The sequence below is a fragment of the Pseudomonas sp. GW822-FHT04H02 genome, assembly GCF_058800645.1.
Genome location: NZ_JBXAMM010000003.1, coordinates 428,618 through 445,020, shown reverse-complemented (window position 1 = coordinate 445,020; position 16,403 = coordinate 428,618). Strand labels below are relative to the sequence as shown.

18 protein-coding genes and 2 pseudogenes are annotated in these 16,403 nt (G+C 63.2%); 8 read left to right on the top strand and 12 right to left on the bottom strand.

The features are described 5' to 3' along the window. Positions 1 to 3 precede the first annotated feature (3 nt). Both AC1RMG_RS14330 and AC1RMG_RS14325 read left to right on the top strand, forming a co-directional pair. Positions 4 to 882 carry a methyl-accepting chemotaxis protein gene (locus AC1RMG_RS14330; protein ID WP_370059444.1) on the top strand — a complete coding sequence of 293 codons (879 nt, stop codon included), beginning with the start codon at positions 4 to 6 and terminating at the stop codon, positions 880 to 882. A gap of 110 nt (positions 883 to 992) precedes the next feature. Then, positions 993 to 1,436, top strand: coding sequence for a hypothetical protein (locus AC1RMG_RS14325; RefSeq protein WP_053159831.1), 444 nt, complete (start codon positions 993 to 995; stop codon positions 1,434 to 1,436). Between the two features lie 70 nt (positions 1,437 to 1,506). Here the strand turns inward: AC1RMG_RS14325 and AC1RMG_RS14320 are convergent, their stop codons facing one another. Beyond that, entirely contained in the window at positions 1,507 to 1,824 is a 318-nt protein-coding gene (locus AC1RMG_RS14320; protein WP_011062798.1) for a PepSY domain-containing protein, read from the bottom strand. Positions 1,825 to 1,979: 155 nt separating this feature from the next. Here AC1RMG_RS14320 and AC1RMG_RS14315 point away from each other — a divergent pair, with 155 nt between their 5' ends. After that, positions 1,980 to 2,891 (top strand): sterol desaturase family protein, encoded by a 912-nt coding sequence (locus AC1RMG_RS14315; protein ID WP_401026492.1) that lies wholly within the window; start codon positions 1,980 to 1,982, stop codon positions 2,889 to 2,891. Here AC1RMG_RS14315 and AC1RMG_RS14310 read toward each other — a convergent pair. Both AC1RMG_RS14310 and AC1RMG_RS14305 read right to left on the bottom strand, forming a co-directional pair. Beyond that, positions 2,869 to 3,549 (bottom strand): helix-turn-helix domain-containing protein, encoded by a 681-nt coding sequence (locus AC1RMG_RS14310; RefSeq protein ID WP_072442743.1) that lies wholly within the window; start codon positions 3,547 to 3,549, stop codon positions 2,869 to 2,871. The genes AC1RMG_RS14315 and AC1RMG_RS14310 overlap by 23 nt on opposite strands. Beyond that, positions 3,550 to 4,677 carry a glycerophosphodiester phosphodiesterase gene (locus AC1RMG_RS14305; RefSeq protein WP_019093601.1) on the bottom strand — a complete coding sequence of 376 codons (1,128 nt, stop codon included), beginning with the start codon at positions 4,675 to 4,677 and terminating at the stop codon, positions 3,550 to 3,552. A gap of 247 nt (positions 4,678 to 4,924) precedes the next feature. Here AC1RMG_RS14305 and AC1RMG_RS14300 point away from each other — a divergent pair, with 247 nt between their 5' ends. Further along, entirely contained in the window at positions 4,925 to 5,260 is a 336-nt protein-coding gene (locus AC1RMG_RS14300) for a DUF2025 family protein (protein ID WP_011062794.1), read from the top strand. Positions 5,261 to 5,315: 55 nt separating this feature from the next. On the opposite strand, the gene AC1RMG_RS14295 is transcribed toward AC1RMG_RS14300, so the two are convergent. Together AC1RMG_RS14295 and AC1RMG_RS14290 are read right to left on the bottom strand one after the other, a co-directional pair. Next, a complete protein-coding gene (locus AC1RMG_RS14295; RefSeq protein ID WP_011062793.1) occupies positions 5,316 to 5,639 on the bottom strand; it encodes an antibiotic biosynthesis monooxygenase family protein in 324 nt (107 codons plus the stop codon). After that, a complete protein-coding gene (locus AC1RMG_RS14290) occupies positions 5,636 to 6,355 on the bottom strand; it encodes a CTP synthase C-terminal region-related (seleno)protein (protein ID WP_493169457.1) in 720 nt (239 codons plus the stop codon). The genes AC1RMG_RS14295 and AC1RMG_RS14290 overlap by 4 nt, the downstream gene beginning before the upstream one ends. An 88-nt stretch (positions 6,356 to 6,443) precedes the next feature. Between AC1RMG_RS14290 and AC1RMG_RS14285 the strand changes: the two genes are divergently transcribed. Further along, positions 6,444 to 7,322, top strand: coding sequence for a LysR family transcriptional regulator (locus AC1RMG_RS14285; protein ID WP_493169455.1), 879 nt, complete (start codon positions 6,444 to 6,446; stop codon positions 7,320 to 7,322). Positions 7,323 to 7,327: 5 nt separating this feature from the next. On the opposite strand, the gene AC1RMG_RS14280 is transcribed toward AC1RMG_RS14285, so the two are convergent. The 5 genes and pseudogenes from AC1RMG_RS14280 to AC1RMG_RS14260 all read right to left on the bottom strand — a co-directional run bounded on the left by AC1RMG_RS14280 (position 7,328) and on the right by AC1RMG_RS14260 (position 11,496). Then, positions 7,328 to 7,867: a DUF1003 domain-containing protein gene (locus AC1RMG_RS14280; protein ID WP_041119556.1), complete on the bottom strand. Its 540-nt coding sequence runs from the start codon at positions 7,865 to 7,867 to the stop codon at positions 7,328 to 7,330. A gap of 89 nt (positions 7,868 to 7,956) precedes the next feature. Then, a pseudogene (locus AC1RMG_RS14275) lies at positions 7,957 to 8,397 on the bottom strand (methyl-accepting chemotaxis protein); the annotation flags it as partial. Positions 8,398 to 8,502: 105 nt separating this feature from the next. Beyond that, positions 8,503 to 9,276, bottom strand: a pseudogene (locus tag AC1RMG_RS14270) (PAS domain-containing protein); the annotation flags it as partial. Positions 9,277 to 9,633: 357 nt separating this feature from the next. Then, positions 9,634 to 10,704 carry a diguanylate cyclase gene (locus AC1RMG_RS14265; protein WP_015636690.1) on the bottom strand — a complete coding sequence of 357 codons (1,071 nt, stop codon included), beginning with the start codon at positions 10,702 to 10,704 and terminating at the stop codon, positions 9,634 to 9,636. A gap of 183 nt (positions 10,705 to 10,887) precedes the next feature. After that, the gene (locus AC1RMG_RS14260) at positions 10,888 to 11,496 is read right to left on the bottom strand and encodes a TetR/AcrR family transcriptional regulator (protein WP_041752496.1); all 609 of its coding nucleotides are present in this window, start codon (positions 11,494 to 11,496) and stop codon (positions 10,888 to 10,890) included. A gap of 203 nt (positions 11,497 to 11,699) precedes the next feature. Here AC1RMG_RS14260 and AC1RMG_RS14255 point away from each other — a divergent pair, with 203 nt between their 5' ends. Further along, positions 11,700 to 12,758, top strand: coding sequence for an MBL fold metallo-hydrolase (locus tag AC1RMG_RS14255; protein WP_015636688.1), 1,059 nt, complete (start codon positions 11,700 to 11,702; stop codon positions 12,756 to 12,758). A 169-nt stretch (positions 12,759 to 12,927) separates the two neighbouring features. Here the strand turns inward: AC1RMG_RS14255 and AC1RMG_RS14250 are convergent, their stop codons facing one another. Further along, positions 12,928 to 13,245, bottom strand: coding sequence for an XRE family transcriptional regulator (locus AC1RMG_RS14250; RefSeq protein WP_026020019.1), 318 nt, complete (start codon positions 13,243 to 13,245; stop codon positions 12,928 to 12,930). A gap of 106 nt (positions 13,246 to 13,351) precedes the next feature. After that, on the bottom strand, positions 13,352 to 14,143 hold the full coding sequence (locus AC1RMG_RS14245; protein WP_493169451.1) for an AraC family transcriptional regulator: 792 nt from the start codon (positions 14,141 to 14,143) through the stop codon (positions 13,352 to 13,354). Between the two features lie 114 nt (positions 14,144 to 14,257). Here AC1RMG_RS14245 and AC1RMG_RS14240 point away from each other — a divergent pair, with 114 nt between their 5' ends. Both AC1RMG_RS14240 and AC1RMG_RS14235 read left to right on the top strand, forming a co-directional pair. Further along, on the top strand, positions 14,258 to 15,073 hold the full coding sequence (locus AC1RMG_RS14240; RefSeq protein WP_011062783.1) for a sulfite exporter TauE/SafE family protein: 816 nt from the start codon (positions 14,258 to 14,260) through the stop codon (positions 15,071 to 15,073). Between the two features lie 121 nt (positions 15,074 to 15,194). Next, the gene (locus tag AC1RMG_RS14235) at positions 15,195 to 16,394 is read left to right on the top strand and encodes a hypothetical protein (RefSeq protein ID WP_493169449.1); all 1,200 of its coding nucleotides are present in this window, start codon (positions 15,195 to 15,197) and stop codon (positions 16,392 to 16,394) included. The last annotated feature ends 9 nt before the right edge of the window (positions 16,395 to 16,403 follow it).

The following is a 16,403-nucleotide window of genomic DNA, read 5'->3' as shown; positions in this document are numbered from 1 at the left end:
GCGATGGCCGCCAACACCCTGCGGGATTTCCTGGCCCAGACCTTCGCCAGCTTGCAGCGCAGTGCCTCGGACCTGGACAGTTCCAGCGGCGAGCTCAACTCCATCGCCACCCTGATGTCCCAGGGCACCAACGAGCAGTTCAACCGCACGGACCAGGTGGCCACGGCGATGAACGAGATGTCCGCCACCGCCCAGGAAGTGGCGCGCCACGCCGCCGACGCCGCTCGTGCCGCAGACGATGCCGACCAGTCGGCGCAGCAGGGCGAACAGGTGATGCAGCAGACCATCCACAGCATCACCCAGATGCGTGGCGAGATTGCCAACACCGCCACCGTGATCCGCCGGCTGGAGGCCGACAGCGGGCGCATCGGCAAGGTCCTGGAAGTGATCCAGGGCATTGCCGAACAGACCAACCTGCTGGCCCTCAACGCGGCCATCGAAGCGGCCCGTGCCGGTGAGGCCGGGCGCGGTTTTGCCGTGGTCGCCGATGAAGTGCGCAGCCTGGCGCAGCGCACCGCGGCCTCGATCACCGAGATCAACCAGATCATCCAGAGCGTGCAGACTGGGGCCGTGGATGCGGCCCAGGCCATCGAGAGCGGCCAGTCCCGCAGCGAGCAGAGCGTGCAGCAGGTGACCGAAGCCGGGGCCATGCTCGAGCGCATCACCGAAGCGGTGGAAGCGATTCGCGACATGAACCGGCAGATCGCGACCGCCGCCGAGGAGCAGACGTCGGTGGCCGAGGACATTTCCCGCAACCTCACCGAGATCACGTCCATCGCCAGTACCAATCTGGACAACGTGCAGCGCACCGAGGCGGCGAGCCGCAATCTGCACGGCCTGTCGGGGCAGTTGAGCGAGGTCACGGCGCGCTTGAGCGCCTGAGGCCGGCCGGGGTGTATCGGCCTGCTTACCAGGCCGATACACGATCACTCTCAAGTGGCCGGGGCGGGTGTCGATGACCGGGTATCTTCACACCCGACAGGACTCACACCATGGTCAGCATCACTTCCATCGCGATCAACCAGACCCAGGTCAGCCCGAGCAAGACCCGCATCGCCGGCAGTTCGGACAGCGACACTTCAGCGACCTCCACCGCCAGTACCACTGCTGCCAGCGACGCGACCAAGGCGCCGGCCACGGGTGCTGGCGCGGCCGGCGGCAGTTCCAGCAGCGATGATTCCAGCAGCGACTCGGTCAAGCAGTTGCGCAAGCAGATCGCTGAACTGCAAAAGCAATTGCAGGAGCAACAGCAGCAGTTGCAGGCCGCGCAGAGCAAGCAGGAAAGTGCCGATGCCAAGGCCGCGCAAGTAGCGGCAGCCCAGGCTCAGGTGGCCAGCACCAGCGCTTCGTTGCAGACCGCCACCGCGGCCTTGTTCCAGGCCCTGCAGCAATCCCAGAGCAGTACTTCAGGCTCCCTGGTCAGCACCAGTGCCTGACTGATTCGCACGCCCCAACGCACAAGGCCGCGCTCCCGAAGCGGGGCGCGGCCTTGTAGGGGCGGGGGGGTTACTTGTCTTGCTTGTTGCTCAGGACCTTGCCGGTCTTGGCATCCAGGTCCACGTCCCACTCGATGCCTTTGCTGTCGCGCAGTTCCACCTGGTAGACGTAGGCGCCAGTGGCGGTCTGCTCGAGCTCGGTGTCGGTGATGCTGGCGGCGGTGGTGCCCGGGTGCTGGGCGAGGGCGGCCTGGTTGAGTTTTTCCAGGTCCATGATGGCGCCGGACTTGAGCAGGCCGGGGATCAGGTCCGGGCGCACATCGGCCTGGGCCAGGCCAGCGGTCAGGGTCAGGGCGGCGGCTGCGAACAGGGCGGAGAACTTGGTCATGGGTTGATTCCTTGGGGTGATGGGTTTCGATGGGCACAGGTTAGCCAACGCAACTTAATTCACCCTTAATTCAGGTCACTCTTTGCGTCGTTTGTTCAAGCCGCGCCCCGGCATCGGGTCGCAAGCTGCGGTTTTCCCTACAGGAGCTGCAGCAAATGAAACGAATGCTTGCATGGTTGTACGCACCCTTGGTGTTTGCCGGGTTCATCGGCGCCGGGGTGTGGTGGATGAGTGCTGGGCCGGCGTCTGCCAGCGGGTTGTTGGGGGTGTTCGGGGCTGCGCTGGGGGTGTCGTTCCTGGCGGAATGGTGCTTGCCCTATGAGCCTGGCTGGAACCGTTCCCAAGGCGACCGGCTGCGCGACAGCCTGCATGCCCTGGTCAATGAAAGCCTCAATGCGCTGGGACTGCTGGCGTTGCCCGGGCTGGTGGCGCTGCTGGCCCATGATGGGCTCTGGCCCCGGGGCTGGCCGCTCTGGGGGCAGTTGCTGCTGGCCATCGTGATCGCTGATTGCGGCATTACCCTGGCCCACTACGCCAGTCACCGCCTGGCCTGGCTCTGGCGCTTGCATGCGGTGCATCACAGTGTGCAGCGCATGTACGGTTTCAATGGCTTGCTCAAGCATCCCCTGCACCAGTTGATCGAAGCTTCGGCCGGGCTGCTGCCGCTGGTGTTGCTGGGCATCCCGCTGCCGGTGGCGCAGTTGCTGGCCCTGGCCATTGCCGTCCAGCTGCTGTTGCAGCATTCCAATGTCGACATGCGCCTGGGGCCTTTGCGCTGGATCTTCGCCTGGGCGCCGGTGCATCGCTTTCACCACATGAAGTACGGACGCGCCGGGGATGTGAACTTCGGGCTGTTCTTCAATCTCTGGGACTGGCTGCTGGGCACCGCGTTTTATCGCGATGACTATTGCATGCGCCAGGGCGACCTGGGGATTGGCAGCCGTGCCGACTACCCGGTGGATTACTGGCCGCAGTTGCTGGAGCCGTTCAAGGCCCAGCGCTATGGGGCAGAACCCGTGGTGCCCGAGCAGTTGCGCCGGCGCGTCAGACCAGCAAGCGAGGCTTGAGGTGCTTGAGGGCCTGGCTGGCGGTGACGCCGAACAGGCTCTTCAGGGTTCGGGAGAAGTGCGCGCTGTCGGCGAACCCGGCGCCGTGTGCCGCGCCAGTGTGGGTCTGGCCCTCCAGCACCAGGGCCATGGCCAGGCGCAGGCGGCGCCAGAGCACCAGGCGCCTTACCGGCAGGCCGACGTCACGGGCGAACAGACGCTCCAGCTGGCTCAGGGATACATGGGCCCGGGCCGCCAGTTGCGCGGCGGCCACCTTGCCCTCCAAGGCGGCATCCACGGCGTGCAGTGCCCGCGCTACACGTGGGTCGGCAACGGGCTGGCGCGGGCAACGGCGCAGCGCCGCTTCCAGGCCGGGCAGTGAGGGGGCGGCGCCACTGACGCATGCTTGCAGGTCTTCGACGGCGATCAGCAGCGGCTCGGCGTACACCGTGAAGGCCTGCTCGGGAGCCTGAACGATGGCGTGGCGCTGCAAGGCCGGGATCAACAGGTAATGAGCGCTCTGCAGCCCGCCCGCGAGCGCCACCGTGACCGGTTGCCCGGGGGCGATGATCAGCTGATGGGCATAGTGGGCATGGGGCTCGGTTGGCCCCATCGCCCCGTGGATCAGGCCGAAATCCCGGCCCAGCCAGAGCTCGCCGTGCCAGTGCGAAACCGCCATTCAGTAACCGCTGGCGTCCAGCAATTGCGCCACGCTGGCACTGGCCGGCCGCTTGAAGTACTTGAGCAGTTCGGCACTGCGGTTGGTGAAGATGCCATCGACCCCGGCATCCATGACCTTCTTGAAGTCCACCGGCTCGTCGATGGTGTAGACGTGCACCAGCAGGCCCTGGTCGTGGGTGTACTGGTTCATCCAGGGTTGCACCAGGTCCGAGTAGCTCTGCTCGCCACCGCCGGTCAGGGCCGCGGAAGGGCCGGTGCCGATGGCACCCTGGGCCTTGGCGAAATCCACCCAGCGCTTGAACTCGGCCTGGTCCTTGGGCTGCTGCCGGGCATAGAACGCGGCCTTGTCGGTTTCGCCGCTGCTGGCGAAGCTCTGGCCGGACGCGGGTTCGATACTGCCGGGCGCGACCCACAGCAACAGTACTTTCGGCACGTTGGGCATTGCCTGGTGCAGCAGTTCCAGGCTGTGCTTGTCGAAGGTCTGCAGCACCACCTTGCCCTTGCCCTGGCCCACCGCCAGTTCGCTTTTCGCCAGCTTGGAACCGGCCGGGCTCAGCCAGCCACGGTCCTGGAGTTTTTCCTTGAGGTCGTGCTCGATACCGGGGAACAGCTGGGGTTCCTTGGTCTCGATATACAGCCCGGGCTTGTGCTGCGCATTGCCCTGGGCGATGTCGATGATTTCATCCAGGGTGAGGATCTTCAGCCCGGCAAAGCCCGGCCGCGCCCGCTCCGGGTGGGCCTGGTTGAACCAGCTGCCGGCGTCGAGGGTTTTCAGTTCCGCCATGGTGAAGGCGTTGGCCGGGCTGTCCTTGCGTTCGGGGAATTTCTGCGCCACGTCGGTGGTGCGTTGCAGGTTGTTGTCGTGCAGGGCGAAGAGCACGCCATCCTTGCTGCGTTGCAGGTCCATTTCCAGGTAGTCGGCGCCCAGGTCCCGGGCCAGCGTGTAGGAAGCCGCGGTGGATTCGGGGGCATCGAAAGAGGCGCCGCGGTGGGCGATCACCGCTGGTTGTGGAATCCCCTGGCGAGCGGCCAGGGCGTCCGGGCCAGGCTGTTCAGAGGCCTGGGCCAGTCCGCAAGCGAGCATCAGGCCCAGCATCAGGGCACAAGGGGTGAAGGTCGCGGGCATGCTCGAAATCCTTTCGTGGGGGCGTGTTCAAGGGGATATCTTTTAACAACTCGATGACGCTTGTGCTATCTCCAGAGCGACATAAATCCCTCTCATTTGCATTTTTCAGCGCTTTTTTCCGGCGCTTTGCAGTACTCTTGGGCGCTGCAGTTTCCCCATCAGAGGGAGGCCCTGAAAACTCCGCTGTCCCTTGCCTCGCGTGTAGACCATTGATCACCTGTCCTGCGGGACTCTAGTGAGGTTTACCATGAGCATCACCTCCGAACTCATCTGTCAGGCTGCCGACCAGCTCAAGGGCTTTGTCGGCTTCAATCGCAAGACCGGTCGCTATATCGTGCGCTTCAGCGAAGACTCCTTTGGCATGGACGTGGCCGACGACGCCATAGTGCCGGCCCACGAGTTTGTCTGGGCGCCGGTGTCGGACCAGGCCATGAGCCTCAAGCGCGAGCAGATCCAGCTGCTGCTGGATCAGAACATCGACGACCGGATCAATATCAGCGAGCCGCTGCGGGTATACATGCGCCGCAGCGACTTGCCGGAAATCCAGGCGGTGCGCAGCCTGCTGTCGACCACGCAGGGCTGATGCGTGCCCCCGAGCCGTCACCCGGGCGGCTCGGGAATCCGTGCCTGAAGCGGGCTCAGCCTGGAAAGCCGTAAGCCCGTTGGACCTTGCTCACCCGGGTGCTGAACTGGCGATACCACTGTGCCCGACCGCGCTCGCGGATCGCGCTGTGTTCGGGGTGCTGCTTCCAGGCCAGGATCGCCGCTTCGCTGCTCCAGTACGACACGGTGATGCCGAAGCCGTCCTCACCTCGTGCCGATTCGACCCCGAGAAACCCCGGCTGCTGGCGCGCCAGTTCGAGCATGCGTTCGGCTGCCTGTTCATAGGCGGGGTCGGCCTCACCGCGCTGGGAACTGAAAATCACGGCGTAGTAGGGCGGTGCGGGAGTCCGGTCAGTCATGCTTGGCACTCCCGGCAGGCCGTGAGCAAGGCCCTGACCAGAGGCGGTGTGCGGTCCTGGAGGGCCGCGCGCTCGGGTTGGAACAGGGTGGCGACGAAGAACGGATGCTCGTCCAGTTCCAGGCTGCGCAGGTCGCCGGCGCTGTCATGGCCAGTGGGGAGCAAGGTGCCGCTGAGCAGGGCGCCAGCGAAGTCCGGATTGACGCCATAGCGGCAGCGATAACCTTCCTCGATGCAGGTTGTGCCGTAGGCCCTGGCGATGCGGCTGTTGGCGCGCAACTGAATTGAGTCCCGGGCTTCCACCAGGGCGCAACTCAAGGGCGTGAGCAGCACGCGCTCGGCGTCGGGCGCGGTTTCGCCGTGTTCAGCATCGGCCCAGCCCAGCACATTGCGGGCGTATTCCAGGACCGCGTGCTGAAAGCCGCCACAGGTACCGAGAAATGGCCGCTGCTGTTCACGCGCCACGCGGATCGCCAGCAGGGCACCCTCGATGTTGCGGTAGGGGCTGCCGGGGACACACCAGATACCGTGGAAGCCCTCCAGGTCTTTCTCCTGGTGCAGATCGGCGGTTGCCAGACACTGGTATTCCACTGGGCCGGCACCCTCCTGCGCTGCCCGCTCCAGGGCCAGGGGGATGGCCTGGTGCGCGGTGATCTGTGGGTCGTAATCCCCCACCAGGGCGATACGAATGGTCGGTGCTGGTACCTGTGGATGCATGGAACTCTCCGGTTGTGACCCTGACTTGTCGATGGCCTGGGCCCACTATAAATTGGCGCCTACGCAATCAATATTGGCGTTTACCCAAATGATCATTGCACCAGCGCACTATCAGTTGAACTATCCCGATCTCTCATTGATCCTGGCCCTGGTTCGCGGCGGCTCCCTGGCGCGTGCTGCGGCCCTGCTCAAGGTCGATGTCTCGACGGTGTTTCGCGCCGTGCGCCGGCTGGAGGCCGGGCTGGGCCAGCAGTTGTTCGACAAGAGCCGCGCCGGCTACTTGCCCACCAGCCTGGCCCAGGCCCTGGCGCAGCAGGCCGAACACGCGGAACAGGCCCTGGAAGCGGCGCGTATCGGCGTGGCCCGGGGCGGCGAAGTGGTCAGCGGCACGGTACGCCTGACTTGTACCGATTCGGTGTTGCAAGGCCTGTTGCTGCCGGCCCTGGCGCAGTTCATGGCGAACTACCCGGCACTGGTCATCGAGCTGTGCACGTCCAATGATTTCGCCAATCTCAACCGGCGTGATGCGGATATTGCCGTGCGCCTGACCGCCAGGCCTCCAGAGCACCTGGTGGGGCGCTGCCTGGGGGCGGTGTCCTACCGGGTATGCGCCAGCCCGGCCTATCGGCAACGGGTCGACTGCACTGATCTGTCGCGGCTGGCCTGGATCGCCCCGGACGATTTCCTGCCCGATCACCCCACGGTGGTCTGGCGTCGCCAGCAATGGCCCGGCGTACAGCCCAGTTACCGCTGCAACAGCATGCTTTCGGTTACCGAGCTGGTGCGCGCTGGCCTGGGCGTGGCCGCGCTGCCGGATTTCCTGGTGGGCAGCGCCGGGCTGGAAGCGTTGAGTGAACCCCTGGGCCAGGAAACCGCCCTGTGGCTGCTGACCCGCCCGGACTGTCGGGCCTTGCGTTCGGTGGTGACACTGTTCGACGAGTTGGCGCGGCACTTGCGCTGGCCCTGAGGCCTTCAGGCCTTGGGTTGATCCTTGCGCACGAAATGCTCATGCATCTCGCTGGTGAGATTCTCGATGCGCTCGGTCAGTTGCTTGGTCATTTCGGTCAGCCGGGTGTTCTGTTCCAGCAGCTCCATCAGTTGCGTGGTGGTCTGTGCGGCCTGGGCCTGGCGTTCGCTGTTGGCAACGGCCAGGGCTTCGCGGTGCTGCGCATCGGCATCCGCCTGGGCCTTGTCCCGCGCGGCCTGGCGGGTCTGTGCGAGGAGAATCAGCGGGGCGGCATAGGCCGATTGCAGGCTGAAGGCCAGGTTCAGCAGGATGAAGGGATAGACGTCGAAATGGGTGACGCCGGTCAGGTTCAGGGCCACCCAGACCAGCACCACCAGGGTTTGTGCGCCGAGGAAGGTCGGGGTGCCGAAGAACCGGGCGAAGGCTTCGGCCTTCAAGGCGAAGTTATCGGTGCCGAAGGTCGGCGCCAGGTGGGCATGGGCGCGATGAAAGCGCAGGTGGTCGATGACCGGAGTGGGTTTCTTCGGGGTGTCGCTGGAACTCATGATGGCCTCCGCCAGGCACTGGGACGTCAGGCCACTATAGCCTCCCGGGCCAGGCCCGACGTCGCTCTCGACGCCAGGAAAGCCTGCCCTCAGGGGGCGCCGCGTTCGTTGGCGAACATGCTCACGGCCTCTACCGCCTCGCTGGCACCGTCGCGAATCTGCAGGATCACCGTGCCCGCCTGATCCGCCAGTTGCACGCCCTTGGCCGCCCGCTCCCGGGTACCGTCCATGCTCTTGATGGCTTGCTGCGTTTCGTTCTGGATCATGTCGATCATGCTGGAGATTTCCGCCGTCGAGCCGCTGGTGCGCGCCGCCAATTGCCGGACTTCATCGGCCACCACGGCAAAACCACGGCCCTGGTCCCCGGCCCTGGCCGCTTCGATGGCGGCGTTCAGAGCCAGCAGGTTGGTCTGGTCGGCAATGGCGCGGATGGTGTTGACGATGGCGGTGATCTGCTCGGAGCGTTCGCCCAGGCGCGCGATCAGCGATGAAGATCCCTCGATGTTCTCGGCGATCTGGCGCATTTCGCTGGCGGCTTGCTGGATCACTCCGGTGCCTTGTTCGGCGACTTTTCGGGTCTGCACCGAGATGTGATAAGCCTGGCTCGCGCTCTGGGCATCCTGTTCGTGTTTTTCCACCTGCTGGGTGACGTCGGCGGCGTACTTGACCACTTTGCACAGGCGCCCGCTGGCGTCGTAGACCGGGTTGTAGTTGGCTTCCAGCCACAGCGTACGTCCGTGCCTGTCGATCCGCTCGAACTGACCGTTGAAGAACTCACCCCGGTTCAGGCGGTTCCAGAAGTCCTGGTAGGCGCTGCTGTTGATCAGCTCGGGTTTGCAGAACATGCGGTGATGCTTGCCCTTGATCTCGGCCAGGCTGTAGCCCATGCGGCTGAGGAAATTGCTGTTGGCACCGATGATGCTGCCGTCGAGGTTGAACTCGATCACCGCCATGGCCCGGTCGATGGCGTCCAGCTTGTTTCGCGCCTCCACCTCTTCCTGCACTCGGGCGGTGACATCCAGGGCGTACTTGACCACTTTGTACACTGCGCCGGATGCGTCGCGGATGGGGTTGTAGCTGGCTTCCAGCCACAGGCTCTGGCCGTTGCTGGCCACCCGTTCGAAGGTTCCGGATTCGAACTGGCCGCTTCTGAGGCGGTTCCACAATTGCTGGTAGTCGCTGCTGCGAACGTACTCCGGGGTGCAGAACAGGCGGTGCGGCTGGCCTGTCACCTGGTCTTCGCGATAGCCCAGGGTCTGGAGGAAGTTGGCGTTGGCTCGCAGGACGTTGCCCTGCAGGTCGAATTCGATCACCGCCATGGAGCGATCAATGGCTTCCAGCAATCGGGATTGTTCGGCAATGGTTTGCTGCAGGGAATCGATGGTCTTGTTGTGGCGGTTGAATAGCATGGTAGCTGGTGCTCTGTGGGAGAAACGTCGCGTCGATCCCTATTGAGTTCGCCGGTATGCCGAATGCTCCCCAGCGTTCGGCATTATCTGCTCAATGCCAGCGTTCCATGACTGACAGATAAATTCGCAGCGATGACGCGGGCGACGTTGCTGGCGTGCATCGTTGGCCGCATCAAGAGGAGACGTAGTGGCTGCGAATCGATTTAGTTGGATTGATGGGCTACGGCATTTGTCCCCGAATGGAGGTCCTGTGCGGTAGCGAAGTGGCGGCATTATGATGGCAATTGCCGGGATAAATCCAAATAAAGTTGTACAAAAATGTTTTTTACTTCCTTTTTGTATAAGTTTTTTGGGTTTTTATGCCATTTGTGTTTGCCGGGAATGAGCCTCGTCGTCATTGCTGGCAATTCGATTGCGGCCACTGTTTTTCGCCAGGTACAGGGCCTTGTCGGCGGCGTTGAGCCAACTTGAAGGGTCCTGGAATTCGCGGTCGAAGGCGGCCAGGCCGATGCTCAGGCTGACTTTCAGTTCAGCCACTTGCGGATGCCGGTACTGGCTGAAGACCTGGCGCAGGCGTTCCATGACCTCCAGTGCCTGCTGGCGGTCCATGCGCGGCAGGATCACGCAGAACTCGTCACCGCCGTAGCGGCCGGCGAGGTCGTCGTGACGCAGGTTGCGCCGCAGTTCGTTGCTCAGATGGCGCAGCACCGTATCGCCGATGATGTGTCCGTAGGTGTCGTTGATCGCCTTGAAGTGGTCGATGTCGATCAGGGCGATGCTGGCATCGATCTGTTGCTGCTGGCATTTGTGGAACTTGATATGCAGCAGGTCTTTCCAGGAGCCGTGGTTGAGCAGACCGGTGAGGCTGTCGGTGCGGCTCAGGGCGCTCAGGGCGCGCTTGTGCTCGGACAGCTTGATCGCCAGCCGGTAGCAGACCATGCCCACGGCCAGCGGATAGAGCGTGAGCATCGGCAGGCAGGCATAGATCTGCAGCGGGCTGATCCGGGTATTGAAGCTGGCGCCGAACAGCGACCAGGACAACAGGACCCCGATGCCCTGGGCCAGAGCGCCACGGATGAACAGACGCACCCCCCCGGCGGCCACATTGTTCATGGCCATCATCGACAGGATGGTGACGGCGGGCAGGGGATTGAACTGCATGGTGGCAGCCCAGAAACCGCCCAGCATCGAGTCGTACAGCAGGTTGCGACGTTCTGCCTGGTAGGGAAAGGCAGAACGGGTGGAGAGTTGATAGGCCAGGTGAGGCCAGAGCAGGCCGTGGAACAGGAGCAGGGCCCAGATCCAACTGGGCAGTGCAAGGGGGTAGAGGGTGGCGAATACACTGATACCGCCGATACCCAGGCCGATGATCCTTGGCCGATAGATGCGCCGGGCAAATGACAGCCCCTTGCCGCGTTGGTTTTCCATAAATTCCTGCACCAGGTTCTGTACTGAAACACCTTGTGGTGTTTTTTCGGCTTAGCCGTTTATCGGATCAGTCTGGTGAATATTGTCATTTATTCCAGTGAGAATAATCAGTGTCCTTCCAAGCCATTTCACAGTGGTGGCGACCGCCGGCTGCGGTTCGGCGCGCACAGGTGCCCCGGGAACTCAGGCCTGGTAGCGGCCCAGGAACATGTCCAGCGCCGACTCGACGACCTGATTTTGCATGCCTGTTGCCAGTGGCGCCTGGCCCATGGTGATCTGCGGCCAGAAGGCGAAGCTCTTGAGCAGGCCGTGCATCTGGGTCGCGGCGAATTCCGGGTCTACCGGCTTGAGGCGACCGTCGGCCAGAGCGCCGCGAATCCACAGGGTCAGGCCTTCTTCCCGTTCGCCAAGCCGCGCCACCATGTTCTGCGCCCGTTCCGGCGAGTGAATGGCTGCGGCGATGGCCACCCGGGCCAGATCGAGAAAGTTGTCGTCCGCCAGCAGTTGCAGCTTGGCCCGCACGACCTTTTCCAACTGCTCGCGCAGGGGCAGGTCGCTGCGGTAGATGATTTCCGATTGCGCGCTGATGCTGGCCCAGAGCTGGTGCAGGATCTCGGCGAACAGTTCCTCCTTGCTGGGGAAGTGGTTGTACACCGTGCGCTTGGACACCCCAGCCGTAGCGGCAATCTTGTCCATGCTGGTGATCTCGAAACCGCTGGTGCGAAATTCACTGATCGCCGCCTGGACGATGGCACTGCGTTTGAGGTCGGTGAGGCGCTTCGGGGCTGTCATAAGTTGGGTTCGGTCAGGATGGTCGGTAAAAACACTCGGCAGTCTACTTCGTCTGTTTCCTGTTGCAATGTAGAAACTACACTGTGTAGTGTAGTTCATCTTTGAAACGATGATTGGCGGCTGATGCTTGCGTGCCTTGGCCAGTAGATCGTCCCGCAATACCACGTCGCAACCTTGCTGCGTTCCATGGAGTCATTTCAATCATGGCCACTGTCTCGTCAAGCATCACCCGTGCTCCCCGCGAGGAAACCTCACGCCAGGAGCAGGGGGCTTTTCGCAACCATGCGCCGGTGCGTCGTGCCGGCTTTGGCAAGACCCTGCAGATCTTCTGGAACATGTTGTTCCACAAGCCGCGCAATACCCGCCCGGCCGGAGCCATTCCGGTGCAGCCGCTGACCCGCGAGCAGTTGCTGGCGGCGCCCGATCACAGCGTGTACCGCCTGGGGCATTCCACCGTGCTGCTGAAGATGCGCGGCAAGTTCTGGATCACCGATCCGGTGTTTGCCGAGCGCGCGTCACCCGTGCAATGGGCCGGGCCGAAGCGCTTTCACCAGCCGCCGATCAGCCTGGAGCAATTGCCCGATATCGAGGCGGTGATCCTGTCTCATGATCATTACGATCACCTTGATCACAAGACCGTGCTGGTCCTGGCGGACAAGACTCGGCATTTCCTCACCCCGCTGGGGGTGGGCGATACCCTGATCAAGTGGGGCGTGCCGGCGGCCAAGGTCCGGCAACTGGATTGGTGGCAGGGCTGTGAGGTCGCTGGCGTCCGTTTCGTTGCCACCCCATCGCAGCACTTTTCCGGACGTGGTCTGTTCGATGGCAACCGGACCTTGTGGGCCTCCTGGGTGATGATCGATGGCCCCACGCGGATCTTCTTCAGCGGCGATACCGGTTATTTCGACGGTTTCAAGCGTATTGGCCAGCAGTACGGCCCATTCGACCTGACACTGATGGAAACCGGGGCCTACAACGTCGAATGGCCCCATGTGCACATGCAGCCCGAGCAGACTCTGCAGGCCCACATCGACCTGCAAGGTCGTTGGCTGCTACCGATCCACAACGGCACCTTCGACCTGGCGATGCACGCCTGGCACGAACCCTTCGACCGCATCCTGGCCCTGGCCTGGGAGCGCAGTACCAACATCACCACGCCGCAAATGGGCGAAGCCTTCAACCTGGCGCAGCCGCAGCGGGGAGCCGCCTGGTGGCTGGAGGTGGAAGGTGCACTGGAGCAGGCGGGCGTCGAATCCGCCTGACCCAGGCCTTCTTCGCCCGCGCGGCGGGTTATGAGGATGGTGACCATGGCATCCGCCGTTTGCGGCGCCATGAGGCCCGGAAAAAAAACCTGGCCTGCCCGCCGGTTCGTCCGGGCTCGACCCCTCTGCCAGTACCGGCCTTGTACGAGCACTTGCCCAGGCGGCTGGATCATTCGATCAGGGCGTAGTCGGGCCGCTCCATCGGGTTGGGAGTGGCTCCCTTGATGTTCATGCCGCGGCCAGGGGTGAAGCCCGGGAAGAACACCAGGCCCTGGGCCTCAAGGCAGAACGCCAGGGCCAGGCGGGTTACGTCACGGACCTCGTAGCCCGCTTCGAAGCGCTGGATGGCTTGCACCGAGACCGCGGACTCGCGGGACAGCTGATCCATGTCCCAGCCCAGCATGTCCCGGGCCTGGGCGCAGTGTTGTGGAGTGAATTGATAGAGAGCGATACGTTCCAGGGTGATTTTCATCGCGAGAGAGGCCATGGTTTTCTCCGGGAGGTTAGGCAGTGCGTTGGCGTTGTACTGGATATTTGTACAGTTGTTTTGCGTCCGGATCAAACTCAATTTCTGCCACTGCGCCAGCCTTTGGTCACAAGGCTTTTCCAGGGGCTGGATGCTCTTGATTCAGGTAGGTGCTGGGGGATTGCCCCAGCACCCGACGGAACATGGTGGAGAACGCGCCAGGGCTGTCATAACCCAGGTCCAGGGCGATTCGGGTTACCGGCTCCGCGGCCGCCAGCCGGGCCAGGGCCTGGATCACGCAGGCCCGTTGCCGCCACTGCACGAAGCTCATATCGGTCTCCTGGCGAAACCAGCGATTGAAGGTACGCAGGCTGACATGCAGTCGGTCTGCCCAGTGCAGGGGGGATTGATGGACATCGGGCCGGGCGAGAAAAGCCCGGCACAGCTCCAGCAGTGGGCCGCCGGCCGGCAAGGGAATGTGCAGCGGCAGGCCAGGGCAACGCTGGATTTCGTGCAGCAGCAGGTTGATCAGCAGCCCGTCGCGCCCGTCCAGGTCGTATTCCAGGGGCATGTCCACTGCTTCCAGCAGTAGCTGGCGCAGCAGTGGCGAGATGCCGATGACCCGGCAGCCGCTGCTGTCCAGTGGCGCCGCGGCCGGCTCGATATACAGGCTGCGAGTGCTGACCCCAAGCATCAGCACCTCATGTTCCACCCCCGGTGGAATCCACACCGCCCGCTGCGGTGGCACCACCCAGTTGCCCTGATCGGTACTGACCTGCATCACTCCGGTGGCGCCATAGAGCAGTTGCGCCCGCCGATGCCGATGGCGCGGCAGGTGTTGCCCGTCTGGGTAGTCGGTGCCAATGGCGAGCACGGGACGCGGGGTCTGATCCAGTTGGTCGATGGAGATATTGCGCATGCCGACACAGTCCTGTATTTGGCGTAAACGCAAACATTATTGGCCAATTTGCTGAAGCCGGCCAAGCGCTGGGGTTCTATCTTCCAGGGCGTCTACCTGAATGGAAACGCCTTGATGTTCTATCTACTGTTGGCACTTTTTGGTTGCATGACGGGCATCAGCGCCGTGCTGTTCGGCTTTGGTGGCGGGTTTGTGGTGGTACCGCTGCTGTACTGGATGTTGCTCGGCAGCCAGGGCGCCGATTCGGCGGTGGGGCAGGCGGCGATGCATGTCGCGGTAGCCACTTCGACCTGTGTGATGATCGTCAACGCCCTGGTTGCCACCGGCAGGCACCAGCGCGCAGGCAATCTTGTCCGCCGCTATCTGTGGCCCCTGGGTGGCTATATCGGGCTGGGGGCGATAGTTGGCGCGGCGGGGGCCATGTGGGTGAGTGGCGAGGTGATCCGCTATGCCTTTATTGCCTACCTGGGCCTGACCATTGCCGACTGCCTGCTGCGCCGGGGGTTTCTTGAACAGTCGGTAGGGCAGAAAACCCGTGACCTGGGATCAGGCGAAACGCTCTTTGGCGGTGTAGGAATAGGCGTCATTGCTACCTTCCTCGGAGTGGGCGGCAGTGTCATGACTGTTCCCCTGCTACGTCGCTGCGGCCTGAGCATGACCCAGGCCACCTCCATGGCCAATCCGCTGAGTGTCCCCGTGGCGCTGGCGGGTACTGCGACCTATATGGCGCTGGCAGGCTATAGCCGTTTCGATCTGGGCCCCTGGTTTGTCGGTTATGTCGACCTGCTGGCGTTTTTTGTCCTCACCCTGGGTTCGTTGCTGGGTATTCGTCTGGCCGCGCCCTGGATCGGCAGGATCCCTGACCGGGTACATGCGAGGGTTTACATCGGTCTGTTGTTTCTGGTGCTGCTGAGCATGTGCCTGAAGTGATAGAAGCGTCACGCTTGGCCGCTCGATTGTCCTGGGGCGCCGGTCCATAATTGCTCGTCGCTTACCACAGGCCCAGGCGCTGCTGACGACGCTGGCGGCCTTTTCATGCAAGGGAGTTTCCATGTTCAACGGATTGATGCGCCAGATCCTCGGTGCCCTGTTGCTGTGTATCTACCTTCAGGGTCTGCAGGCCTCGCCCTCTCGACAGGTTCTCAGCGGCACTCTGGGCAAGATGCCGATTGTGCTGGAAATCAATACCGGCGATCCCAAGGACGTCACAGGGCGATATTTCTATCAGAAGTATCACCATGATCTGGCACTCAACGGCACGCTTGTCGGGCAGGCGCTGGAGCTGCGGGAGGGAGGAGGCCGCCCTGACGATGAGCAGGCGGCCCTGCCCACCTTCAAGTTGCAGCAAACTGCCGATGGCTGGCAGGGACAGTGGCAGGACTCCAAGGGCAAGACTCTCGATGTGCAGTTGTCCACGGCCAAGGCTGAGGCGCCCAAGCCGGATGCGTTGCCCTATCTGGCGCAGCTTTATCCGAATGATCTGTACGAATACCTGCGCCTGCAGGGCCTGGCCCTCAAGCAGGGCAAGCAGCAGAGCTTCATGGGTTACACCCTGCAATGGTGGAGCGAGCCAGGGTCGAAGCTGTCGATGTTCAAGGTGGTCGGCGGTTACCCGGAAGCTCAGCAACAGCGTCTCAATCAGTTGTTGATGGAGCGTCTGTGGCGCGAGGTGAGCGCCTACCACGAGTGCCTGCTGGGAGCCGGCTCCCAGGAGGGCGAATTCATGCAGACGGTAAAACCACAGTTCTTCTCACCGGCGGTACTGAGCGTGAATATCTCCACCAGCTATTCCTGCGGCGGTGCTCACCCGGACTTTGGCGACTCCCCCATGAATATCGACGTGAACAGTGGCCACCCGTTGTCACTGTCCGATGTGCTCTGGGTGGGGCAAGGCAAACCGCTATTGCACAGCGACCGCAATGGCAAAGGGGACACTCGTCTCACCGAAGCTGAGCGCACAGGCCTCTACGAATACACCCAGGAAAAACTGGCACCCTGGCTGGTCCAGCAGTTTCGCGCCTTGTACCCCGACAAGATGCGCGAGCCGACCGACCCCGACGAGGGCTGCAACTACAGCGACGAGAGCGTCTGGGGCGATAACAGTTGGTACTTCACTCCCAAGGGGCTGTTCCTCAAGGCCTACTTTCCTCGGGTAGCGCGGGCCTGTGACGGGCCTGAGTGGTCGGTGCTGCCGTATGCGTTGGTCAGGAAGCACCCCGGGGCCGTCGCTCTGGAGCTGCCCAAGCATTGAAACCGAAGG